Source organism: Bradyrhizobium sp. 18BD, assembly GCF_054185225.1.
Genome location: NZ_JAVAYL010000005.1, coordinates 52,186 through 73,470, shown reverse-complemented (window position 1 = coordinate 73,470; position 21,285 = coordinate 52,186). Strand labels below are relative to the sequence as shown.

The following is a 21,285-nucleotide window of genomic DNA, read 5'->3' as shown; positions in this document are numbered from 1 at the left end:
ACCAAATTCGCTGGCCGCCTTGTGTCAGGCCCGCAATGGGGCCGCCTCGAATGAGGCTCGCTTCTTCAGGAGCAGGCCGAGGAGAAGCGGCCACAAGAGCTGAATGCCTATGCTCGTCGTCGCAATCATGTTGTCGAACAGATTGTAGACCACGAATGTGTTGAGCAGCGCCAGACTGGGAACGGCCAGCGGCAGAGTGCGGATCACGCCGAGATAGGCGTATAAGATGAAGATGAACACAGCGAACGTTGTCAGGATGCTGATCCATCCGAAGAATATCCACGATCGGCTGAATATGCTCGAAACGTTGAAGTTGTCCGAGAACTCGGGAATGTTCCTGTCCGGGCTTGCACCGAGCCGGGGTAGAATTCGATGCGAAATCGTATCCGGCAGCAGTTCGCTCACGATGTACTCTGGAATTCTGTTCAGATCATGGGCCGGCTTGACCGTCGAGACAGCGTACTGAAAATTGGCGAGCGGGCCGGTTGAATAGAGAAACAGCCAGAACGCGACAGGTCCAACGTTTGATCCGTGGAATGCTTCAGTCGCATGTCCCAGGCCATTGACATTGCCGCTTCGCGCCTCGCCTAATTTGGCCGCACCAAAGAGCAGCAGTCCTCCGAGAGCGATCATACTCACGACATGGCTCACGCGGATGCGCGGCAGATAAATGAGGAAGACGAAAACCCATGACGTCAGCACGATCAGTGCCGGTCCGCGATAGACGATCGAAAGAAGGAAGATGATCGGAATCGCAGCCTCGCCAAGATAGCGCCAGCGCACGCGGTCCGTCTCATAGAGGAAGTCGGCGAAGCGGATGGTGGAAAACACGCTGCCGAACGTGACCGCGAAAACATGCAGCGAGGGCATGCCTCGGAAGGACGTGTAGTGGAACTGCCCGCGGACCAAGTCGATCAGGGGAACGCTGCCCGCATAGATGAGGTCGGCCGCAAAACAGGCGAGAGGCACGACGATCGCCCAGCCCGGCAGCAGACCTGGACGGTATGCCCGTATCGAGCGAACGCGGGATTGCGCCAGCCAGCCAACGGCGCCCGCAACGCAAAAGCTGAATGCAAAGAACAGCACAATGCCCCGTGTCGTCGGGGGATACACTTCGGACCATCCCAACTGATAGATCGCAAGCGCGCTGCCAAAGGTGAGAATGTAAATCAGGAACGGATTGGCGAGCATAGGAACGGTTTCCTCCGAGTGGCGGCGAACCTATCCTCGTACCGGAGGCTGAATCAAGCCTCGTTCCCCTCCGGGGCGGGAACGCCTGCCGAGGCGCGCCCTGTGACACGATCGGCCTTGTGGGAGCGGCTTTCTCGGAGGCTTTTTGCTATCTGCGGGCCGAGATGACTGAACGAGACTGCCGGACCCGAAGTGCCGAATTAAGCGACACAATTGATTGCAATCATGCAACTTGCATTTGTGAGGGAGGTGTGGATATCAAGGCCGGCCGCTGATCCTGCCTCGTGCCGAAAAGCGGTCTTTTTGTGGATGCTCCAGGTTGAGCACGATATTGTCGGGCGCTTACTGCGTGCGACCCGGGATTCAATGCTGTGGCGAGCTTCAGTGTCATCCTACCCGTTCGTAACGGCTGGCCGTATGTCCAGGAATGCGTCCAGAGCATTCTGGCCCAGTCCCACCCGGATTTCGAATTAATCGTCCTGGATAATCAAAGCACCGACGGCACCGTTCCCTGGCTCAGGTCCCTGAAGGACGGCCGCATTCGCCTCTACGGCTCGTCGTCGTCGCTCTCGATCGTCGATAGCTGGGCGCGCGCTGTCGGGGTCGAGAAGCGGGAATACATGACGTTGATCGGGCACGACGATCTGCTCGATCCCGACTTCCTGCTCACGATCAATCGCACCATCGAGCGGTTCCCCGATGCGAAGCTCTATCAGACCGGCTTTCGCTTCATCGACACCGCTGGCCAGACGATTCGCGCGTGTCGGCCCGTCCCTGAGCGAGAGACTCCGGCGCAATATCTGGAAGGCCGGTTGACTTACCAGCGTGACGTCAGCGGGACCGGAGTCGTCATGCGTTCGGATGACTATGATCGGATCGGCGGCATCCCGCATTTTGAGCGGCTCTTTTTCGCGGATGATGCGCTGTGGTTGTCCTTGATGCAGGGCGGCTACAAGGCGTTCGACCCGGCCGACCTCTGCGCGATCCGGATGCACCCTCGAAAAGAATCGACCACGCAGCCGGCGGCCTGGCCCTCTCTGCTGTTCGGACTCAATCAGTTCGCGGATTTTGTCGACTCCTACATCGTGTCGGATGCCGACGCTCGGTCCGTGGTGTCGAAGCACTTTGCCGGCTTCATGCACAGATATCATCGAAACCTGTACATCCTGGCGCTGCTGGAAGCGTGTCAGATGGGCCGCAGGATTGATGCCGGGGCCGCGGACAAGATCGTCGCGTCGCTTGGCAAGCGCGAGCCCGCGCTGGCCGCCTCGATCCGCGAGTCGCTGCCGATCAAGCTCGTCGAGGTGCTCAACATGTCGCCAATGCGCCGGACCGCGATCCCACTGTGGGGGATGTACCGCCGCTTCTGGATGCATGCGGAATGAGCTGACGGGTGCTCGTTCGGTCAAATCGGCGGCAGGAGTCCTAAGGCGCTGCGGCTGATTGCCGTTCGCGATCCGGCTGTCGGACCCGGGCGCTCCATGTCGTGATGTTCAGTTTCCTTCTGACCATCAATAGACAAGCGATCTCCATCCCGATCAGACAAGCCGAAGTGCTGGATGCCGCGCCGATGGCTCCGTATGACGGGACCAGCAGCAGATTGCCGATGACGTTGGCAATCGCCGTCGCTCCGATGATGTTGCGCATCTGCTTTCCATGGCCGGTCATGATGAGCAGGCTTTCGACCGGGCCAACCACGATCATGGCGAGCTGACCAAACGCGAGGATGCGAAGTGGCCACGCTCCCTCTTCGAACTGCGGGCCGAAAAGCCCGAGAACGAGGCCCGGGAAGATCAGGAGCGCCAGGATGACGGGAAGGGTGGCCGCCAGCATCCAGAATGTGCACTGGCGTACAAATCGCGCCAGTGCTGCGGTGTCGTGCTGGGCGTGCAGAGCCGCGAACTGCGGCCCCGCGACGCTGCTCACGGAGGCCATCACGAAGGTCGTCGTCAGGATTGTAAGACGCCGCGCCACGCCATAGACGCCGACTTCACTCGGGCTGGCGAAGCTGCCGAGAGCCAGGATGTCCGTCCAGTTCATCGCAAGATAGCCGAAGCTCACGAACAGCAGCGGCAGGCTGGTTCGCAGCAGAAGCCGCGTGTCGAACGCGCCTTGCTGCCGCCACAGGCCGGGCATGCGGCGGTTCCAGAGCGCGAAGCCGACGATCATGCAAGCGAAGGCCACGACAACGTAAGTGACGATCACTTCCTGGAAATCGATCGCGGCGGTCTGCCAGAGAACTCCGCCCCCGATCAGCAACACGAGTGGCGGCAGCACCGAGTGGACCATGGCGCCGGTCCCGGGCGCACCAATTCCCTTGTAGAATTCGGCCTGGATGGCACGCACGGCGACGGGGGCGAACGAGAGCACCACCAGCGGAAGCATGGCGCGCAGCTCGCCGGCCCTCTCTCCGCCGAGACCGATCATTGAAATGATCAGCCAGGCGGGAACGGCAATGATGATTGCGGCGCCGATGGCCAACCCCAGGCTCTTTCGATAGAGCGCGGCGAGGCTGGCCCGGTCGCCGCGATCATTCGCGATGGCCGTGAAGCGGAGAACGGCGCTCTCCAGGCCGAGACGCGAGATGGTCGCCCCGATGTCAACGATGGTCGTCGAGATGAAATAGAGGCCGACTCCGGAGGCGCCGATCATGCGTGCCAGCAGCACATTGAACAGGAACGAGAAGCCCGCACCGGCAACCATCGCGGAAAAAACGCTGGCAGCCCCGATGGAGTTGCGGTTCAAGTACCGGCGAAATGTCTTCATTTGACTCCGGAAGGAGGACGGCGTCCTGGCCGCCCGTCACATGGGCTTGCTCTGTCGTGGCTGGGAATCGAGAGCCGGGAGCTGACGCTGGCCTCTGAGATCGTCCGGGGCGGAACATACGGGCGGAAGAAATCGCCGACAAGCACTGAATCGGGTTGGCGATGCTGCGCGTCTTGTGTAGGTCAACGGCATGGTGCGGGATGCCGTATCGATGGATACAGGAACTGCCGTGCGGGACGTAGGGATCATCTATCTTTGTCGCTTCGCCGAGGGAGAGCGACCGGTTCATCGTTTTCTGGAGAGCTATCTTGGTCATCCCGCCGGCCGGGATCACGACCTGACTGTCGTCTTCAAGGGATTTCCGGATCGGGAAAGTCTGGCGCGAGCCCGGACGTTGTTTGCCGGCGTTCCCATCAACGCCGTGGAAGTGGACGATCTGGGCTTTGACGTCGGCGCGTATGTGAAGGCGGCCAGGCTCGTGTCCAACCGCCGTCTGGTGTTCCTCAATACGTTCAGCCGGATCCTGGCGGACAACTGGTTAGAGCATTTCGATCGGGCTCTGGATCGTCCCGAAGTCGGTGTGGTCGGTGCGACGGGCTCCTGGGCGGCGAACACCGCCGGCCCGGAGGCGACGATGGTTTTCCTGGTGCGGAGGATGCTCGGCTTGCCGGCTCAGCTTCATCAATCCGTCGAGCATGTGCCGCTTGACGGCGGCAACGCGCGCGGGGGCAGGGGACGTGCTGCGAAACTGTATCTCTCCGCTCCGTTCGACTACGCGGTCAGGTATTATCGCTTTGGCCGGTTTCCCAACCCCCATCTTCGAACGAATGCGTTCATGATGGACCGGGCTCGCTTCCTCACGCTGGACTTGCCAAGCTTCAAATCGAAATCCGATACCTACGGATTCGAGAGCGGGCGCCGCTCCATGACGAAGCAGATCCTGACACAGGGCTTACAGCCCGTTGTCATCGATCGGCACGGCAGGGTGTATCGAATACCGGAATGGAAATCGTCTTCCACATTCCGGGTGGGCGAGCAGGAAAATCTTCTCGTTGCGGACAATCGCACAGCGAACTTCAGCGAGGCGAGCCCTGCGCACCGCCAATATCTGGAGAAGCTCAGTTGGGTTCATCCCTGGAACTGGGACGACGACACGCCCACGCCGCGCAGTTTCAGCTAATCCAGGCCCATGGTAAACTCGCACCTGCCGAAACTTTGGGGCCGGCCGCGGCCGAAAGTGACTGGCGGCGTGCGCATTGACGAGACCAATCGATCAATGCTCCGGTATTGACAATCCGCGTCGATTTGACCCACTACCTGCCCGATACGAGGGGAACGGGATACCACTTGTGAAAGCCGTTATTCTAGCAGGCGGCCTCGGAACCAGAATTTCCGAGGAGACTTCCGTCAGGCCGAAACCGATGGTCGAAATTGGCGGCCGCCCAATCCTGTGGCACATCCTGAAGCTGTATTCCGCGCACGGCGTGAACGACTTCGTGATCTGCTGCGGCTACAAGGGCTACGTGATCAAGGAGTACTTTGCGAACTACTTCCTTCATATGTCCGATGTCACGTTCGACATGACGAAGAACCATATGGAAGTTCATCAGCGCAAAGCCGAGCCTTGGCGCGTCACGCTGATCGACACCGGCGACGACACCATGACCGGGGGCCGGTTGAAGCGCGTCGCCGACCATCTCAGGGACGAAAAGGCGTTCTGCTTTACCTATGGCGATGGCCTGAGCAACGTCGATATCCGTGGCTCGATCGACTTCCATCTCGGCCACGGCAAGCTCGCGACGATCACCGCTGTCACTCCGCCTGGACGATACGGCGCACTGGAGCGGTCGGGCGATCGTGTGACGGCATTTGCCGAAAAGCCCCGCGGCGACGGCGCCGTCATCAATGGCGGGTTCTTCGTGCTGTCGCCCGCCTGCATCGATCTCGTCGCCGACGATCAGGTGTCCTGGGAGAACCAGCCTTTGACCGAGCTCGCCGCGCGCGGCGAGTTGATGGCCTATCCGCATCATGGCTTCTGGCAGCCGATGGACACGCTCCGCGAAAAGAACCTGCTGGAAGAACTGTGGGCGAGCGGCAAGGCGCCGTGGAAGATCTGGTAGATGACCGGGCAGATCAATCCCGATCCTTCATTTTGGACGGGCCGGCGTGTCCTGCTGACGGGACATACCGGCTTCAAGGGGGCTTGGCTCGCGCTCTGGCTGCACCGGCTCGGTGCGCGCGTGGTCGGCGTCAGCCTGCCGCCGTCCACGACGCCGAGTCTTGCTGCGCTCGCCGGTATCGATGAACTGATCGAAGGTCATTCGATCGACATCCGTGACGCCGAGCTGCTCGCGGAGCGCGTTCAGGCTGCCAAGCCCGAAGTGGTGTTGCACCTCGCGGCACAGGCGCTGGTACGGACGAGCTATCGCGAGCCGTTGCAGACGTTCGCAACCAACGTACAGGGCACCGCGAACCTGCTGGAAGCCGTTCGTGCAACGACGTCCGTGCGCGTGGTGGTCGCAATCACTACAGACAAGGTCTACCGCAACATCGAGGACGTCTATCCCTATCGGGAGACGGATGCGCTGGGTGGGCACGATCCGTACAGCGCCAGCAAGGCTGCCGCCGAGATCGTGATCGCCAGCTATCGCGATTCCTACCTTGCCAACGCCGGCGTGGCGCTGGCCTCGGCCCGCGCCGGCAATGTGATCGGTGGCGGCGATTGGTCCGACGACCGCCTGATCCCCGATGCGGTGCGTGCCTGGAGCTCGATCCAGTCCCTGATCGTGCGGCGGCCGGATGCGTTCCGGCCCTGGCAGCATGTGCTCGAGCCGCTAGCGGGATATCTACGGCTGGCCGAGCGCCTTTGGCTGCGCCCGGACCTCGCGGGTGCCTATAATTTCGGTCCTGATACGTCCGAAGCGGCCAGCGTCCGCACCGTCGTGGAACTTGCGCGGCAAACCTATGGCAAGGGCGAGGTGACGTGGGGAGGGGGCCAGGAAGGTCCTCATGAGGCCGGCTGGCTTGCGCTGGAGACGGCGAAGGCCCGGCACACGCTCGGCATTGCGCCGCGCTGGCAGCTTGGACAATCGGTCGAACGGACGTTGACCTGGTATCGGCGCAGCGAGGAGCGGCAGGACGCGCGAAGCCTCTGCCTGCAGGACATTGCGGATTTCGAGATGGCCGCGCGGAGACCGTCCGCATGAGCCGCTTCACGGTCACCGACACGCCGCTTGCAGGCCTGAAGCTCGTCGAGCGCGGCCGGCTGTCGGACGCGCGCGGCTTTCTGAGCCGCCTGTTCTGCGCCGAGGAGCTGGCTGCGGCCGGCTGGAGCAAAGCCATCGCCCAGATCAATCAGACGCTGACACGTACGCGCGGCGCGGTGCGCGGCCTGCATTTTCAGCATCCACCGCACGCCGAAATGAAGCTCGTCAACTGCATCCGCGGCAAGGTATTCGACGTAGCGGTGGACTTGCGCCAGGGCTCGCCGACATTCCTGAAATGGCACGGTGTGGAATTGTCCGAGGACAACGGCCGCGCCTTGCTGATCCCGGAAGGGTTCGCGCACGGCTTCCAGACGCTGATGCCGGACAGCGAGCTGCTCTATTTTCACAGTTGCGCCTATGCTCCGGTGAGCGAGGGCGCGATTCACGTTGAGGACCCGCGCGTCGGCATCGCGTGGCCGCTGCCGCTGGCCGAATTGTCAGAGCGCGACCGTCGCCATCCCCTGCTGCCGCCGTCGTTTGATGGGATAACATCATGAATTGTCGGCACTGCGCCGCAAGGCTCAAGCTCGAACTGATCGACCTCGGCAGCTCGCCGCCGTCGAACGCCTATCTGTCTGCGGCAGGCCTGCTCGGGCCAGAGAAGACCTATCCGCTCAAGGTCATGGTCTGCGAGCAGTGCTGGTTGGCGCAGACGCTGGATTTCGCGCAGGCCGACGAGCTGTTCTCGGCGGAATATGCCTATTTCAGCAGCTTCTCGACGACCTGGTTGCAGCATGCCGAGCGATATGTTGCCGACATGGTGGAACGTTTCCATCTGGGACGCGACAGCCATGTGGTCGAGATCGCATCCAATGACGGCTATCTGCTGCAATATGTGAAGGGCTGCGGCATCCCCTGTCTCGGCATCGAGCCGACCGCCTCCACGGCGCGCGCCTCGCGCGAGAAGGGGATCGAGACGCTGGAAGAGTTTTTCGGTGCGGAAGTCGGCGCCCGGCTCGCGGCTGCGGGCAAGCAGGCCGATCTGATGGCGGCCAACAATGTTCTCGCCCATGTGCCCGACATCAACGGATTTCTCGCGGGCTTCGCCAATCTGCTCAAGCCGGGCGGTGTTGCGACATTCGAGTTTCCGCATCTGCTGCGGCTGATCGAAGAAAACCAGTTCGACACGATCTATCACGAGCACTTCTCCTACCTGTCGCTGACGGCGCTGGAGAAGATCTTCCGCCACAACGGGCTCGCCATGTTCGATGTCGAGGAGTTGCCGACCCATGGCGGCAGCTTGCGCGTGTTCACGCAACGCGCGGCATCCGGCAGCCACGTGGTCACCGACCGCATCGCGCAGCTCCTGGCGCGCGAGTCCGCCGCCGGACTTTCCTCCGCGGCCGGCTACAGCGGTTTCCGATCGCGCGCCGAAAAGGTGAAGGATGACCTGCTCGGCTTCCTGATCGAGGCGAAGCGCGCGGGCAAGCGCGTGGCCGCCTATGGCGCGGCGGCCAAGGGCAACACATTGTTGAATTTTGCCGGTGTCCGCCGCGACCTCATCGCTTATGTGGTCGATCGCAATCCGGCGAAGCAGGACAGGTATATGCCCGGCAGCCGGATTCCGATCGTCGACGAAGCAAAGCTGCTCACTGAGCGGCCCGACTACGTCGTGATCCTGCCGTGGAATCTGAAGTCCGAAGTGATGGATCAGTTGCGAAGCGCGGGGTTGTCCGACACGCGTTTCGTCACCGCGGTGCCGGCGCTGGATGTTGTCTGAGCGGGCAGTGGCAATGATGCGCCTCTTGCAGTGGACGGTCTGATGAAGGTTGCTGTCACCGGCGCACGAGGCTTTGTCGGTCGGCATGTGCTGGCCGAGCTTGCCCGTCACGATGTCGAAGTCGTCGCCAGCGGGCGGCCCGGAGGCGCGTTGGCGGGATCGGGGACGGTAAAGCTTCGGTGGCTGCCGCTCGATCTTGCCGATCCGCCGGCGGATTGTTTTGCGGCGCTCGACCGAGCGGACGTGTGGCTGCATCTCGCCTGGGGCGGCTTGCCCCATTATCGCTCGCAATATCACGTCGAGACCGAGTTGCCGCGCCATGTTGCCCTGCTCGAGAACGCCGTCCGCAATGGCCTGTCCACGCTCGTGGTTGCAGGCACCTGTCTCGAATATGGCTTGCAGTCAGGAGCGCTTGCGGCCGCAGCCGAGACACGCCCGACCACGCCTTACGGGGCGGCCAAGGACACCCTCCGCCGGCGATTGCAGGCCCTGCAAGCCGACTGTCCCTTCCGCCTGACCTGGGCCCGGCTGTTCTACATGTATGGTGACGACCAGCCTGCAACGTCGCTGTGGCCGTCCCTGAAGGCCGCCGCCCTCGCGGGCCGGGCGGAGTTTCCGATGTCCGGCGGCGAGCAACTGCGCGACTATCTGCCGGTCGACGAGGTCGCGCGCCGCCTGGTGGCGCTCGCGCTCGCGCCGGCCGAGCGTGGACCGGTGAACGTCTGCTCGGGCCACCCGATTTCGGTCCGCGAGTTCGTCGAGACCAGGATCAGCCAGAACGGCTGGAGCATCAGGCCGAAATACGGCGAGATGCCCTACGCGGATTACGAGCCGATGGCATTTTGGGGCGAGCCGTCGCGCTCGGACTGACCGGCAAGGATCATTCTGCGCCTGGACTAGACAGCGTGGACTTCCTCGGATGCCGTATCGTCAGCGCGGGCCTCGCGATGCCGCCAGGGCGGGATCAGGAGTGGCCATACGAGCTGTGGAAGCATGGCGGCGGACGCCAGCATGTTGTTGAACAAGCAGAAGACGACGAGAACGTTCAACAGCGCAAGCGCAGGCACGCGATAGGGCGAGTTCCGGATCAGGATCGCATAAATAATTATGAGCGCGGACAGCATGGCGAACATGATGACCGGACCGATCCAGCCGAAATAACCGTAGGATCGTCCAAACAACGTCGCGATGTTGATGCCGGCGGCGACCTGCGGCAGATTCCAGCTATAGAGGTCGTCTCGCGTGGCAAGATTTCCGCTTCCGGTCTGGATCCTGTCGTTGAGCATCGGCAGGATTTTCTTGGACAGGGTGTCGGGCAACAACTCGCTGGCTATGAACTCGAGGACGGTGCCTTGCCCGGGTGGGGTCGTTGAGACCGCCAATTGGAAATTGGCGAGCGGGGAAGTCGCGTAGAGATACGTCCAGAAGTAGGTTCGAGGTACCCCCGAATCCTGAAACGCGGCCGATGGCCCACCGACTTTCTCCTGCCCCGGCGAGCGGACATCGCCCATGATTCCGTTGAGGTAGCCGGCGAGCACCAAAGCCGCCGTTCCGAACACGATGTGCTTGCGCTTGAATGCCCCCTTCCAGGTGACGAAAATGAACATCCATGACAGCAGGCACATGATGGCGGGCCCGCGATAGACGAACAAGATGTAGAAGAGCATGGGCAATGCAGCTTCGGCCAGATAGCGATAACGCCGCGAATACAGAAAATCGGCAAAGCGGATGGCCGAGAAAACGCTCCAGAATGTGAACGCGTGAAGATGGCTGGCCTTTGCCTCAAGCGCGTAGAATTTGGCACCGCGGAGAACGTAGATGAGCGGTATGCCATTGAGCGCAATCTCGCCGATAAAGGTTCCGATCACGAACAACGTGGCATAATCGGACAGCAGTCCGGGAGTGTAGTGCTGCGTCTGGTTGATGAACGGCCCGATCAACCGCGCCAGCAGCACAGAGGCGAGAAACGTAAAGCCGAAGAACAGCAGAAGATCCCGCGTCAAGGGCGGATAGAGATCGGACCAGCCGAGCTGATAGATCGCAATCGCGGATCCGAATGCCGCTATATAGACGAGAAAGGGATTCTTGAGCATGCTTCGTCCGGTCACCCCATCGGTCGAGAGCGACGCAGAAGCACCTGATACGGCGATCGTCCAGGTGCCAGATAGCGGCCCAGGAGAACGAGCGCCAGCAATAGGGGCAGAGCCGCGATGCCGAAGAGCACGGCGCTGGCTCTCGCACGCGTCGGTATCGCAATCTGGGGCAGGTGAGGCGGAACCACAATCACGTCTGCAGTGACGCCTTTCAATTGATCGCTCAGCCTGTTCACTGTCGACAAATTCTGGTCGCGTTTGGTGATGAGGGCGGAAATGGGGGTCGCCAGTTCGCCGGACAAGCTGTTTGGCGCCAGGAGCTTGGTCGTCTCCTTTTGCAGCTCATCAAGCAACTTCGTATTCTCGGTGGCGGCGAGCTTGTTGCGCTCCAGTTCAGCCTCGAGAGAGTCGCGAGCTGTCCCCACGGGACGCGTCGAGGCCAGCCATGTCTGAATCAGATCGGTCGCAATCGCCTGCGCGCGCCGAGGATCGGAATCATCGAGATCCAGGCGATACAGGCGATCTCCAGGACGCTCGATGCCGGGCTCAGGGTCGATGAGATGAAAGTTCTGAGTGAGGAACAGCGCTTGCGTGTCGGGGATGTCGCCGCCGGCTCCATGTTTGGAGAGGATCTGGTGCGCCACGGGCGGTGACGTCACCAACTGCTCCATCGATCTGGCGCTAGGCTTGTCGATCCGCAACAATGCACTGCTTCGGTATCGAGGCTGCGCCTGCGACACAGTAACGTATGCGATCAGGGCCGCTGCTATTGATCCAATTGCCAGGAACCAAATGTGGTCGAAAATTGCCAGCGCCAGCTCCTGGCTGAAGACCCTTTCCTTGCTTCCGTTGCCTCGTTCTCCCGACCGGATCAATGCGCTCAGCCCCCATTTTGCGAAATAGCCGTCCCGTGGACACTATCGATCAAATACACATCGTTGTGAAGCGGTTGCGACATGTTCCCGTCTGTCGCCGGACGGGTACGCGCGGTCCGTTGTCTGCGGCATGCGCCGATCGGAGGCAGCCTTATTTGCTGTTGATCGCCGGCGAAGCCACGCTTGGGATTTGATAGCCGCGCGCCGCCAGCGCTTCGGCGCGGCTGGCCGCGAACCTCTTGAGCTCGGGATTGGACTCGTAGGCCTGGGCACGGTCGGCGCGGATGCTCTTGACCGTTTGTTCGATCTGGGCGCTCGAGGCATCCATATCGCAGAACGCGGCGGTCCTGGTGAGCCATTTGACGGGATCGGCCAGCACCTCCTCGTAACGCAGCGTCAGCACGCGCTCCTGTGGCAGGCTGGCCGTCACCGCGTCAGCCTGCGTCGTGTATTCCTCCCAGAGCGAGAACGCATCCTCGAGCGAAAGGCATCGCGGGGAGTGTGCGAAGCCGGCGCGGCGCGGATGCAGGAAGAAGATCGCGCGGTAGCGCCGATAGAAATCCGGTGCCTCCTTGAGCACCTTGATTTCCCGGGCGAACAGGGATTGCGCGACGTCGACGCCGTTCCTCTCGATGGAGACGACCTTCGCGTTCGGATAGATCCTCAGCCAGATCGGGAGCGTGAAGGTGTTGCGCGGGTCCTTCCAGCCCCATGGTCCGTTGAGGCCGTTCATCCGGCCCGACAGAAATCGTCGCAGCCCGAGAAACTGGATCGACCGCGGGCTCGCCAGGAGGTTACGAAGATAGATGTCGGTCCATTTGGCGACGTCGTCGTTGCGCCAGAAATATTCGTTGAATGGCGCCGGGTAGTCCCAGCGGCCGCCGCACTGGCTCAGCAGCCATTCGTTCAAATCCTGGAAGAACAGGGCCTCGTTGTTCTCATCCTTCCGTGTGCCGAAGAACATGCCGAGGTCTTCCAGCAAGCGTCCGAGCATGCTGGTCCCGGAACGATGCATTCCGATGAAGATCACGGGGTTCCGCATAATGTGTCTCTGTCCGCCTGTGACTGCCCGACACGAATGCCGGCATCACTTCAATGAATTGAGTTTCAGATAACCGATCGTATTAATCCGAAGCTTTTGCCGTACGATCCACCAGGCGATAATCTTCATCACCGATACTGAGATCGCCGTGCTGATCGCCGCGCCAAGTGCGCCGAGTGGGGGGACCAGCACGAGATTGCCCACCAGGTTCAGGAACGCCGAGAAGATCATGTTGTTGCGCATGAGCTTCTCGTGGCCGGTCATAATCAACAGGGAAGTGAGCTGTCCAGTCGAAACATTGACGAATTGCGCCAGGGCAAGCAGCCTGAGCGGCCAGATCCCGACCACGAACTGGTGGCCGAAGAGACCGAGGATTTCCGCGGGAAACAGCACGAAGACCAGGATCAGGGGCAACGCGATGGCCGTGGCCCAGAAGGAGCTTCGGCGGGCCAGCGCCTCCAGTTCCGTATGCCGTCCGCTGGCATGGAGTGCGGCGAATTGCGGCGTGACGACGCTGCCGATCGCGATCAGAACGAACGCGCTCGTCATCGAAACGCGAAGCGCCACGCCATAGACGCCGACCTGGTCGGGGGTCGACAGAATGCCGAGCACAAGCGTGTCGGTCCAGGCCATCACGAGGTTCAGGCTCGTCACGATGAGGATCGGCAGGCTGGTGCGGAGCAGGAGTGCGGTCGAGAAGTTCGCCTTCCGCCAGACATCCTTGACGGCGATCTTCCAGCGCAGGAGCGCAAGAAGCATCGCGACGAGGAATGCGCAGGCGTAGGACGCGAGGATGTTGGCGGTCGTTGCCAGGCCTTGCCAGGCCAGGACCAGCGACAGCAGCAGCAGCGTCGACTGCGGAAGGACGGTTTGGGTGAAGACGGCGGTCCCCGGGCGCCCGAGCGCCTTGAAGGCTTCAGTTTGCACGGACAGGACGGTCACCGGGATCAGTGCGATCAACAGGAGCGGCACGAGCGCTGCGAACTCAGCGTGTTCGCTCGCCCCGATCGGCGCCCAGGTCAGGATCAGCCAGGCCGGAAGGACCATCAGGCCGGCCGAGAGCGCAGCGATCCCGACGCATTTGCGATACACGGTCGCGACAGTCCCGGGCTCGGCGCCGGCTCTGGCGATCGAGATGAATTTCAGGGCGGAAGTCTCCAGTCCCAGCCGCGAAATTGTGGAAAATACCTCGGTGCTTGTCACACTCAGGAAATAAAGACCGAGGCCTGCGGCCCCGATCAGCTTGGCCAGCAGCAGGCTCAGCAGGAGCGACAATGCGGCACCGGCGATCTGCATCGTCAGGGCGGTGGCGGCCCCGATCGCGTTGCGGTTCGCCAGCCTTCGCAAGTTCGAGGTCAGAAAGCCTGAATTCATTCGCCAATTTGCGTTGCAACGATCCGCGGACGGCTTAAAGGAACTGTCGACGTTCAACAATCGCTATTTGGTTTCGCACGCATAGCTGCTAGGCACCATGGCGCCCTGGTGATGATGATGTGCTTTTGGTTGATCTGGACTGGTTCTGACAGCGCCGCGTCCCGGGCAGGGTCGCCGGAATGAAGGTCAGCGTCTGCATCGCGACGTATCAGGGCGAGGCCTATGTCGAGCGGCAATTGCGCTCGATCCTCGAGCAGATCGGCCCCGACGACGAGGTCATCGTCGTCGATGATTGCTCCCGCGACCGGACGGTCGAGGTCATCGAAGGCATCGGGGACGCCCGCATTGCGGTCCATCGGAACCCCGTCAACCGGCGCGAAATCTATTCGTTCGGCCGGGCCATCGAGCTTGCGCAGGGCGATACCATCTTCCTATCCGACCAGGATGACATCTGGCTGCCGGGCCGGCTCGATCGGATGGTGGAGAGCCTGCGGACGTCGGGGGCGGCCCTGGTGTCGAGCAATTTCGAATGGATGGATGCGGACGAACGGCCGCTGGACGTCCCTTTCGATGGCGTATCGTCGCAGGCGTCGAAACGGCACTGGAGCAACATTCTCGAGATTTTCGTCGGCAAAACCAACTATTTCGGCTGCGCCATGGCTTTCCAGCGCAGGCTGGTCCCGCTGATTGTGCCGATTCCGGCCTATGTGGAGTCCCATGACCTCTGGATTGCCCTGGCGGCCAACCAGATCGGCTCCAACCTCCACATCGACGACAAGACGCTCCGCAAGCGGCGGCACGACAGCAACACCACCAGCACGGTGTCGAATCGTCCGTTGTCCCGCAAGCTATGGTCCCGCTGGATATTCCTTCGCAGCATGGCCGAGCTGGAGGCTCGCCGACGCCGGCTGCCGGCGTGATCTGGCCTTTCGGCGGGCGCGCACCCGCCGGGAAATGGCCGTTTAGCCGGGCATAACGCCGCGGGTGCAAAAATAGGTCCGGGTCCCGCCTGCAATAGGTATTTATCTGCTATGCCAGACCGACTAAAGGGGACAACGTACCCTGGCGACCGAATTGACGTACCCGGAACACGAGTTTCTTAGAGCATTCCCGAATGGCGGCCCGACCCTACCAGATCTGCGCAAACTGCGTCATGGACACCAGCGACTCGACACTTCAGTTCGATGGGCGCGGCTGGTGCCAGTACTGCTGCAACTTTCATGAGAATATCAAGCCGAACTGGCACCCCAATGAGCGCGGCACCCAGGAGATCATGCCGCTCATCGAGAAGATCAAGGAAGAGGGCAAGGGCCGCGACCACGACTGCATCATCGGCATCAGTGGCGGCCTCGACAGCTCCTATGTCACCTACGTCGCCAAGGAAAAGTTCGGGCTGCGGCCCCTGATGTTCCATTGCGACACCGGTTGGAACTCCGATCTCGGCGTCAGCAATATCCAGAAGATCATCGAAGGCCTGCACCTCGACCTGGTGACCGAAGTGGTCAACTGGGAGGAGATGAAGGACCTGCAGCGGGCCTTCTTCCTGTCCCAGGTCGCCTTTCAGGACCAGCCGCAGGATCTGGCGCTGTTCTCGGCGATGTACAATTTCGCTGCCAAGAACGGCTTCAAATACGTCATCACGGGCGGCAACAATTCGACCGAGTGCGTGCGAGAATCGATCGAGTGGACCTATTTCTCGACCGACATGGTGCACGTGCACGACATCCACAAGAAGTTCGGCGCGCGCGAGCTCAAGACGTTTCCGACCTGCGATATTCTGAAGTACCGGCTGTATTATCGCCTGGTGAAGGGCATGCGGGTCATCAAGCTGCTAGACAGCGTTCCCTTCATCAAGAAGGATGCGATTCGCGAACTGACCGAGAAATTCGGCTGGCAGCCCTATCCGCAGAAGCACTACGAGTCGCGCTTCACCCGCTTCTATGAGGCCTATTGGACCCCGCGGAAGTTCGGCTATGACAAGCGCCGCGCTTATTTCTCGAGCGAGATCCTGACCGGTCAGATGACGCGTGACGAAGCGCTCAAGCGCCTCGAAAAGCCCGAGCTCGACGAGGAGACGCTGCGCCACGAATTCGAGTATGTGGCGACCAAGCTCGGCTGGACCGTCGCCGAGTTCCAGAAAATCTTCGACGGCCCGAACAAGTCGTTCCACGACTACAAGAACAACCTGTTCATGATCACCCTCGGTGCCAAGATCTCGAACGTGCTCGGATTGGACAACCGGATATTCCGATGATCACCATCATCAATTACGGGCTCGGCAACGTCCAGGCCTTCGCCAACCTCTACAAGCGGATGAACGTCCCGGCGAAGATCGCGACCGGCGCCACCGACCTCGATGGTGCAACCAAGCTGATTCTGCCGGGGGTCGGCGCCTTCGACCATGCCATCGAGCTGCTCGACGCCTCGGGCATGCGCGACACGGTCGACGATCTCGTGATGAACCGGAAGGTCCCTGTGCTCGGCGTCTGCGTCGGCATGCAGATCCTCGCCGGCTCGAGCGACGAAGGAAAGCTCGCCGGCCTCGGCTGGATCGAGGGGCGGGTGCGGCGTTTCGACGAAAGCCGGCTGCCGCGCCCGGCGCGCCTGCCGCACATGGGCTGGAATGACGTGGTGCCGAAGAACGGCGCGCGGTTGTTCGACGGTCTCGAACAGGATTCCCGCTTCTATTTCCTGCACTCCTACTATTTCGATTGCGCCTCCAACGACAACGTCCTGGCCACGTCCGAGTACGGCATGGCCTTCAATTGTGCCGTAGGCGCGAACAACATCTACGGCGTCCAGTTCCATCCCGAGAAGAGCCACAATTACGGCATGCGGCTTCTCAAGAACTTCGCCGAGCTTTGATCCGTGCTGCGCCCCCGTATCATTCCCTCGCTGCTTGTCCAGGACAAGGGCCTCGTTAAGACGGTCGGATTCTCCAGTCCGAAATATGTCGGCGATCCAATCAACGTCGTCCGCATCTTCAACGAGAAATTGGTCGACGAGCTTGCGATCTACGACATCGACGCGACCGTGCGCGGGCATGAGCCCGACTATCGCATGCTCGAGAACCTCGCCGTCGAATCGCGCATGCCGCTCTGCTACGGCGGTGGCGTGAAGACGGTGGAGCAGGTCAAGACCATCATCGGTCTAGGCATCGAGAAGGTCGCGATCAGCTCGGCTGCGGTCGCCAATCCGAAGCTGATCGCCGACGCCGCTGAAGCGGTCGGCAGCCAGAGCGTCGTCGTCGTGCTCGACGTCAAGCCGCGTCCGCGCAGCAGCGTTTACGAGGTCTGGACGCACAACGGCAAGGTCAACACCAAGCGGACCATGCTCGAAGTCGCAGCCGAAGCCGAGAAGCTCGGGGCCGGAGAGATCGTGGTCAACGCGATCGAGAAGGACGGTCAGATGAAGGGCTACGATCTCGAGCTGGCGCGGCAGATCAATGCGGCCTCGAAGGTGCCGGTCACCATCCTGGGCGGTGCTGGTTCGCTCGCCCATATCGAGGAGCTGATCCGCAATTTCGGCGTCATCGGTATCGCCGCCGGCAGTCTCTTCGTCTTCAAGGGCGTCTACCGCGCGGTGCTGGTGAATTATCCCACCATCAAGGAACGCGACCAGCTGCTGCAGAGCCTGGTCCAGCTCGCATGATGTCCGGGCCCCGATGGAGCATGCCGTGAAGGTGCTCGTGCTCGGAGCCACCGGTCTGCTCGGCAATGCAATGTTTCGCAGCCTGTCGAGGATGCCTGGCGCGCAGGTGACGGGGACGGTTCGGCAGGACGCGAGCCGGAAGCTGTTCGATCCCGCAGATGCTGGGCGTCTCGCCGTGGTCGGCAACATTGAGGACCCAGGGCAGCAGGCGGAGCTTTTCGAGGCGGTTCGCCCCGACGTCGTCGTCAATTGCATTGCGGTTGGCCGGCCCGCGCCTGCCGACCCCATGCGGTCGGTTGCCGTCTACGCGGTGCTGCCGCAACGCCTGTCGTATCTGTGCAGGCGCGCAGGAGCCCGCCTCGTCCAGATCAGCTCGGACGGCGTGTTCGCGGGCCACCGGGGCGCCTATACCGAGGCCGACGTGCCGGATGCCGATGACGTCTATGGGACATCGAAGTTCCTCGGCGAGGTCGATGCGCCGCACGCGGTCACCCTGCGGACGTCGATCATCGGCCACGAATTGCAGCCTGGAAGCGGGTTACTGGAATGGTTCCTGTCACAGCAGGACGAATGCCGCGCCTTCACGCGGGCGATCTTCTCCGGCTTCCCGACGATCGTGCTGGCGGATATGATCCGGGACGTCGTGATCCCGCGGGCCGATCTTTGCGGCATTTATCACGTTGCGACCCGGCCGATCTCGAAGTTCGATCTGCTATTGCTGGTGGCCGAGCGTTACGGCAAAAGGATCAAATTGGTCGCGGATGACCGGCAGGCGCCGGATCGCTCGCTGGTTGCGGATCGTTTCGAGCGGGCGACCGGGTACAAGCCGCCGGACTGGCCGGCGCTGGTTGATGCAATGTACCGCGACAAATTCAATTCGGTGGGACGCGATGTTCAAGGATAAGGTTGTAGTCATCACGGGCGGAACGGGGTCGTTCGGCCAGCACATCCTCAGGGGCTTCCTGTCGACTGACGTTGCCGAGATACGCATCTTCAGCCGCGACGAGAAGAAGCAGGAGGAGATGCGCACGGCGTTCAACAACAGCCGCCTGAAATTCTACATCGGCGACGTTCGTGCCTACGATTCCATTCATCAGGCGCTGAAGGGCGCACACTACGTGTTTCACGCCGCCGCGCTGAAGCAGGTGCCGTCTTGCGAGTTCTATCCGCTGGAGGCGGTCCGCACCAACGTTCTCGGCACCGAGAACGTCATGAGCGCGGCGATCGCCAACAATGTCGAGAAAGTCGTCGTGCTCTCGACCGACAAGGCGGTCTATCCGATCAACGCCATGGGGCAGACTAAGGCGCTGATGGAGAAGGTGATGGTGGCGAAGGCGCGTCAGCAGTCGCCATCCGAGACGCTGTTGTGCGCGACCCGTTATGGCAACGTCATGGTGTCGCGCGGTTCGGTGATCCCGCTGTTCGTTCAGCAGATCAAGGCCGGCAAGCCGCTGACCTTGACCGATCCGAACATGACGCGCTTCCTGATGTCGCTCGACGATTCCGTCGAGCTGGTTCTGCATGCCTATGAGCACGGCCAGCAGGGCGACATCTTTGTGCAGAAGGCGCCCGCGGCCACGATCGCCGACCTCGTTCAGGCGCTCAAGGAGCTCTTCAACGCCGACAACCCGGTCCAGATCGTCGGCACGCGTCACGGCGAAAAACTGTACGAATCGCTTGTTTCACGCGAGGAGATGGCCCGCGTCCAGGACATGGACCGCTACTACCGGATCCCGGCCGACAATCGCGATCTCAACTATGCGATGTATTTCACCGACGGCCAGCGGGAGATCTCTACCCTCGACGACTATACGTCCCATAATACCGAACGTTTGACCGTTGACGGTGTCAAGGCGCTGCTGCTCAAGCTGGATTTCATCCAGCGGCATTTGCGAGGCGCGGACGGCGAAATTGCAGAGATCTAGTTTTTTCCCGGGTTATCGACCTGACGAAATGATTATGCTACCTCGCACCTCCGTTACCGACGGTTGTGCCAAGGTCACTGCCGAAGGCAGGGAACAGGGGACTTTTCGCGATGGAACCGGGTGATTCCGTCCAGCCTTGCTGCGCGTTCTGCGACAGCCGGCGGCTCGGACTGGTGATGGATTTCGGCAGGGTCGGCCTCGCGGGCGGCTTCCTGAAGCCTGAGCAGTTCGCGGCCGAACCCACCGTCCCGATGCGCCTGCATTTCTGCAAGGACTGCTACGCCGTGCAGGTGACCGACAAGGTGCCGGCCGACGTGATGTTCAAGGACTATTTCTACTTCTCGTCGTCGATCGGCACCCTGCGCGATCATTTCCGCGACTATGCGGGCGAGGTCACCAGGCGCTTTCTCGATCCGGCCAAGGCGACGGTTCTCGAGTTCGGCTGCAATGACGGCGTGCTGCTGCGTCCGCTCGCGGACCAGGGTATTCGCACCGTGATCGGCGTCGATCCGGCTTCCAACGTGGTCGCGACCATCAATGATCCGCGCATCAAGGTGGTCAACGACTACTTCACCGAGAGCGTGGCGCGCCGCGTCGCTGCCGAGCACGGCGGCGTCGATCTGATCATGGCCAACAACGTCTATGCGCACATTCCAGACATCCAGGGCACGACGCGCGCGGTTGCCGCGGCGCTCGGTCCGGATGGCGTGTTCGCCTTCGAGGTGCACTACCTCGGCAAGGTGATCGACGAGCTGCAATACGACATGGTCTATCACGAGCACCTCTATTACTACTCGCTGCTGTCGGTGATGAACCATCTCGCCCGCTACGACATGATGGTGTTCGACATCAAGCCGATCCCGATCCACGCCGGCTCGATCCGTTTCTACACCTGCAAGAAGGGCAGCAAGCACAGCGCGTCCGTTTCGCCCGCGGTCAAGGCGCTCGAGGCGGAGGAACGTGCGCGCGGGTTCGATCGCTTCGAGACCTTCCAGGCGTTTTCCGCGACCGTCGCGGCCCACCGCGATGAGCTGATCTCTCTGTTGAACCGTCTGCGGGCCGAGGGCAAGCGTATCGCCGGCTACGGTGCGTCAGGTCGCGCCAACACCATGATCCAGTGGTGCGGCATCAGCCACGATCACCTCGACTACATGATCGACGATGCACCGGCGAAGGCGGGGTTCTACACGCCGAAATCGCACTTCCAGATTCATCCGAGCACGATTCTCGGCAGTGACAATCCGCCGGATTATCTCCTGGTCTTCGCCTGGAGTTTCTTCGACGAGATCAGGAAGAGGAACGCGGCCTATCTGGAGAAGGGCGGCCGGATGATCCTGCCGCTGCCCAGGGTCTCGATCTTCCCGCCGTCCGCGGCCTAAGCT

Annotated in this window: 20 protein-coding genes; 14 read left to right on the top strand and 6 right to left on the bottom strand. The window is 61.6% G+C overall.

Going from position 1 to position 21,285, the window contains the following annotated elements; genetic code table 11:
* Window positions 1-24 precede the first annotated feature (24 nt).
* Window positions 25-1,191, bottom strand: coding sequence for a hypothetical protein (locus RAD16_RS10905; protein WP_458157870.1), 1,167 nt, complete (start codon window positions 1,189-1,191; stop codon window positions 25-27).
* A 371-nt stretch (window positions 1,192-1,562) separates the two neighbouring features.
* On the opposite strand from RAD16_RS10905, the gene RAD16_RS10900 reads away from it, so the two are divergent.
* Window positions 1,563-2,576, top strand: a complete 1,014-nt coding sequence (locus RAD16_RS10900; protein ID WP_458157869.1) for a glycosyltransferase family 2 protein — start codon at window positions 1,563-1,565, stop codon at window positions 2,574-2,576.
* 40 nt (window positions 2,577-2,616) lie between these two features.
* Here RAD16_RS10900 and RAD16_RS10895 read toward each other — a convergent pair whose 3' ends face one another.
* Complete coding sequence (locus RAD16_RS10895) at window positions 2,617-3,957, bottom strand: oligosaccharide flippase family protein (RefSeq protein ID WP_458157868.1); 1,341 nt, start codon at window positions 3,955-3,957, stop codon at window positions 2,617-2,619.
* Window positions 3,958-4,147: 190 nt separating this feature from the next.
* Here RAD16_RS10895 and RAD16_RS10890 point away from each other — a divergent pair, with 190 nt between their 5' ends.
* The 6 genes from RAD16_RS10890 (at window position 4,148) to RAD16_RS10865 (ending at window position 9,813) form a co-directional block, all read left to right on the top strand.
* Entirely contained in the window at window positions 4,148-5,137 is a 990-nt protein-coding gene (locus RAD16_RS10890) for a hypothetical protein (RefSeq protein ID WP_458157867.1), read from the top strand.
* Between the two features lie 169 nt (window positions 5,138-5,306).
* On the top strand, window positions 5,307-6,077 hold the full coding sequence (rfbF, locus tag RAD16_RS10885; protein ID WP_458157866.1) for a glucose-1-phosphate cytidylyltransferase: 771 nt from the start codon (window positions 5,307-5,309) through the stop codon (window positions 6,075-6,077).
* Window positions 6,078-7,163: a CDP-glucose 4,6-dehydratase gene (gene rfbG / locus RAD16_RS10880; RefSeq protein WP_458157865.1), complete on the top strand. Its 1,086-nt coding sequence runs from the start codon at window positions 6,078-6,080 to the stop codon at window positions 7,161-7,163.
* Window positions 7,160-7,720: a dTDP-4-dehydrorhamnose 3,5-epimerase family protein gene (locus tag RAD16_RS10875; RefSeq protein ID WP_458157864.1), complete on the top strand. Its 561-nt coding sequence runs from the start codon at window positions 7,160-7,162 to the stop codon at window positions 7,718-7,720. The genes rfbG and RAD16_RS10875 overlap by 4 nt, the downstream gene beginning before the upstream one ends.
* On the top strand, window positions 7,717-8,943 hold the full coding sequence (locus RAD16_RS10870) for a methyltransferase domain-containing protein (protein WP_458157863.1): 1,227 nt from the start codon (window positions 7,717-7,719) through the stop codon (window positions 8,941-8,943). The genes RAD16_RS10875 and RAD16_RS10870 overlap by 4 nt, the downstream gene beginning before the upstream one ends.
* A gap of 42 nt (window positions 8,944-8,985) precedes the next feature.
* On the top strand, window positions 8,986-9,813 hold the full coding sequence (locus tag RAD16_RS10865; RefSeq protein ID WP_458157862.1) for an NAD-dependent epimerase/dehydratase family protein: 828 nt from the start codon (window positions 8,986-8,988) through the stop codon (window positions 9,811-9,813).
* A gap of 26 nt (window positions 9,814-9,839) precedes the next feature.
* On the opposite strand, the gene RAD16_RS10860 is transcribed toward RAD16_RS10865, so the two are convergent.
* The 4 genes from RAD16_RS10860 to RAD16_RS10845 all read right to left on the bottom strand — a co-directional run bounded on the left by RAD16_RS10860 (window position 9,840) and on the right by RAD16_RS10845 (window position 14,327).
* Complete coding sequence (locus RAD16_RS10860) at window positions 9,840-11,036, bottom strand: hypothetical protein (RefSeq protein ID WP_458157861.1); 1,197 nt, start codon at window positions 11,034-11,036, stop codon at window positions 9,840-9,842.
* A gap of 11 nt (window positions 11,037-11,047) precedes the next feature.
* The gene (locus RAD16_RS10855; protein WP_458157860.1) at window positions 11,048-11,911 is read right to left on the bottom strand and encodes a hypothetical protein; all 864 of its coding nucleotides are present in this window, start codon (window positions 11,909-11,911) and stop codon (window positions 11,048-11,050) included.
* A 151-nt stretch (window positions 11,912-12,062) separates the two neighbouring features.
* The gene (locus RAD16_RS10850) at window positions 12,063-12,953 is read right to left on the bottom strand and encodes a sulfotransferase (protein ID WP_458157859.1); all 891 of its coding nucleotides are present in this window, start codon (window positions 12,951-12,953) and stop codon (window positions 12,063-12,065) included.
* A 45-nt stretch (window positions 12,954-12,998) separates the two neighbouring features.
* The gene (locus RAD16_RS10845; protein ID WP_458157858.1) at window positions 12,999-14,327 is read right to left on the bottom strand and encodes an oligosaccharide flippase family protein; all 1,329 of its coding nucleotides are present in this window, start codon (window positions 14,325-14,327) and stop codon (window positions 12,999-13,001) included.
* A 179-nt stretch (window positions 14,328-14,506) separates the two neighbouring features.
* Between RAD16_RS10845 and RAD16_RS10840 the strand changes: the two genes are divergently transcribed.
* The 7 genes from RAD16_RS10840 to RAD16_RS10810 all read left to right on the top strand — a co-directional run bounded on the left by RAD16_RS10840 (window position 14,507) and on the right by RAD16_RS10810 (window position 21,282).
* Window positions 14,507-15,247 carry a glycosyltransferase gene (locus RAD16_RS10840; protein ID WP_458157857.1) on the top strand — a complete coding sequence of 247 codons (741 nt, stop codon included), beginning with the start codon at window positions 14,507-14,509 and terminating at the stop codon, window positions 15,245-15,247.
* Between the two features lie 194 nt (window positions 15,248-15,441).
* Entirely contained in the window at window positions 15,442-16,581 is a 1,140-nt protein-coding gene (locus tag RAD16_RS10835) for an N-acetyl sugar amidotransferase (protein WP_458157856.1), read from the top strand.
* Window positions 16,578-17,192: an imidazole glycerol phosphate synthase subunit HisH gene (gene hisH, locus RAD16_RS10830; RefSeq protein ID WP_458157855.1), complete on the top strand. Its 615-nt coding sequence runs from the start codon at window positions 16,578-16,580 to the stop codon at window positions 17,190-17,192. The genes RAD16_RS10835 and hisH overlap by 4 nt, the downstream gene beginning before the upstream one ends.
* Window positions 17,193-17,195: 3 nt before the next feature.
* Window positions 17,196-17,978, top strand: coding sequence for an AglZ/HisF2 family acetamidino modification protein (locus RAD16_RS10825; protein WP_458157854.1), 783 nt, complete (start codon window positions 17,196-17,198; stop codon window positions 17,976-17,978).
* Between the two features lie 25 nt (window positions 17,979-18,003).
* Window positions 18,004-18,882: a dTDP-4-dehydrorhamnose reductase family protein gene (locus RAD16_RS10820; protein ID WP_458157853.1), complete on the top strand. Its 879-nt coding sequence runs from the start codon at window positions 18,004-18,006 to the stop codon at window positions 18,880-18,882.
* Window positions 18,869-19,903, top strand: coding sequence for a polysaccharide biosynthesis protein (locus tag RAD16_RS10815; protein WP_354130719.1), 1,035 nt, complete (start codon window positions 18,869-18,871; stop codon window positions 19,901-19,903). Before RAD16_RS10820 ends, RAD16_RS10815 begins: the two co-directional genes overlap by 14 nt.
* Window positions 19,904-20,013: 110 nt before the next feature.
* The gene (locus RAD16_RS10810) at window positions 20,014-21,282 is read left to right on the top strand and encodes a methyltransferase domain-containing protein (RefSeq protein ID WP_458157852.1); all 1,269 of its coding nucleotides are present in this window, start codon (window positions 20,014-20,016) and stop codon (window positions 21,280-21,282) included.
* Window positions 21,283-21,285 lie beyond the last annotated feature (3 nt).

What these genes read in the sequence shown, in the direction of transcription:
- RAD16_RS10810 (WP_458157852.1), top strand. Translation starts at nt 20,014, where the DNA reads ATGGAACCGGGTGATTCCGTCCAGCCTTGCTGCGCGTTCTGCGACAGC.
- RAD16_RS10835 (WP_458157856.1), top strand. Translation starts at nt 15,442, where the DNA reads ATGGCGGCCCGACCCTACCAGATCTGCGCAAACTGCGTCATGGACACC.
- RAD16_RS10845 (WP_458157858.1), bottom strand. Translation starts at nt 14,327, where the DNA reads ATGAATTCAGGCTTTCTGACCTCGAACTTGCGAAGGCTGGCGAACCGC.
- RAD16_RS10875 (WP_458157864.1), top strand. Translation starts at nt 7,160, where the DNA reads ATGAGCCGCTTCACGGTCACCGACACGCCGCTTGCAGGCCTGAAGCTC.
- RAD16_RS10850 (WP_458157859.1), bottom strand. Translation starts at nt 12,953, where the DNA reads ATGCGGAACCCCGTGATCTTCATCGGAATGCATCGTTCCGGGACCAGC.
- RAD16_RS10905 (WP_458157870.1), bottom strand. Translation starts at nt 1,191, where the DNA reads ATGCTCGCCAATCCGTTCCTGATTTACATTCTCACCTTTGGCAGCGCG.
- rfbG (WP_458157865.1), top strand. Translation starts at nt 6,078, where the DNA reads ATGACCGGGCAGATCAATCCCGATCCTTCATTTTGGACGGGCCGGCGT.
- RAD16_RS10860 (WP_458157861.1), bottom strand. Translation starts at nt 11,036, where the DNA reads ATGCTCAAGAATCCCTTTCTCGTCTATATAGCGGCATTCGGATCCGCG.
- RAD16_RS10865 (WP_458157862.1), top strand. Translation starts at nt 8,986, where the DNA reads ATGAAGGTTGCTGTCACCGGCGCACGAGGCTTTGTCGGTCGGCATGTG.
- RAD16_RS10890 (WP_458157867.1), top strand. Translation starts at nt 4,148, where the DNA reads ATGGTGCGGGATGCCGTATCGATGGATACAGGAACTGCCGTGCGGGAC.
- RAD16_RS10815 (WP_354130719.1), top strand. Translation starts at nt 18,869, where the DNA reads ATGTTCAAGGATAAGGTTGTAGTCATCACGGGCGGAACGGGGTCGTTC.
- RAD16_RS10895 (WP_458157868.1), bottom strand. Translation starts at nt 3,957, where the DNA reads ATGAAGACATTTCGCCGGTACTTGAACCGCAACTCCATCGGGGCTGCC.
- hisH (WP_458157855.1), top strand. Translation starts at nt 16,578, where the DNA reads ATGATCACCATCATCAATTACGGGCTCGGCAACGTCCAGGCCTTCGCC.
- RAD16_RS10870 (WP_458157863.1), top strand. Translation starts at nt 7,717, where the DNA reads ATGAATTGTCGGCACTGCGCCGCAAGGCTCAAGCTCGAACTGATCGAC.
- RAD16_RS10840 (WP_458157857.1), top strand. Translation starts at nt 14,507, where the DNA reads ATGAAGGTCAGCGTCTGCATCGCGACGTATCAGGGCGAGGCCTATGTC.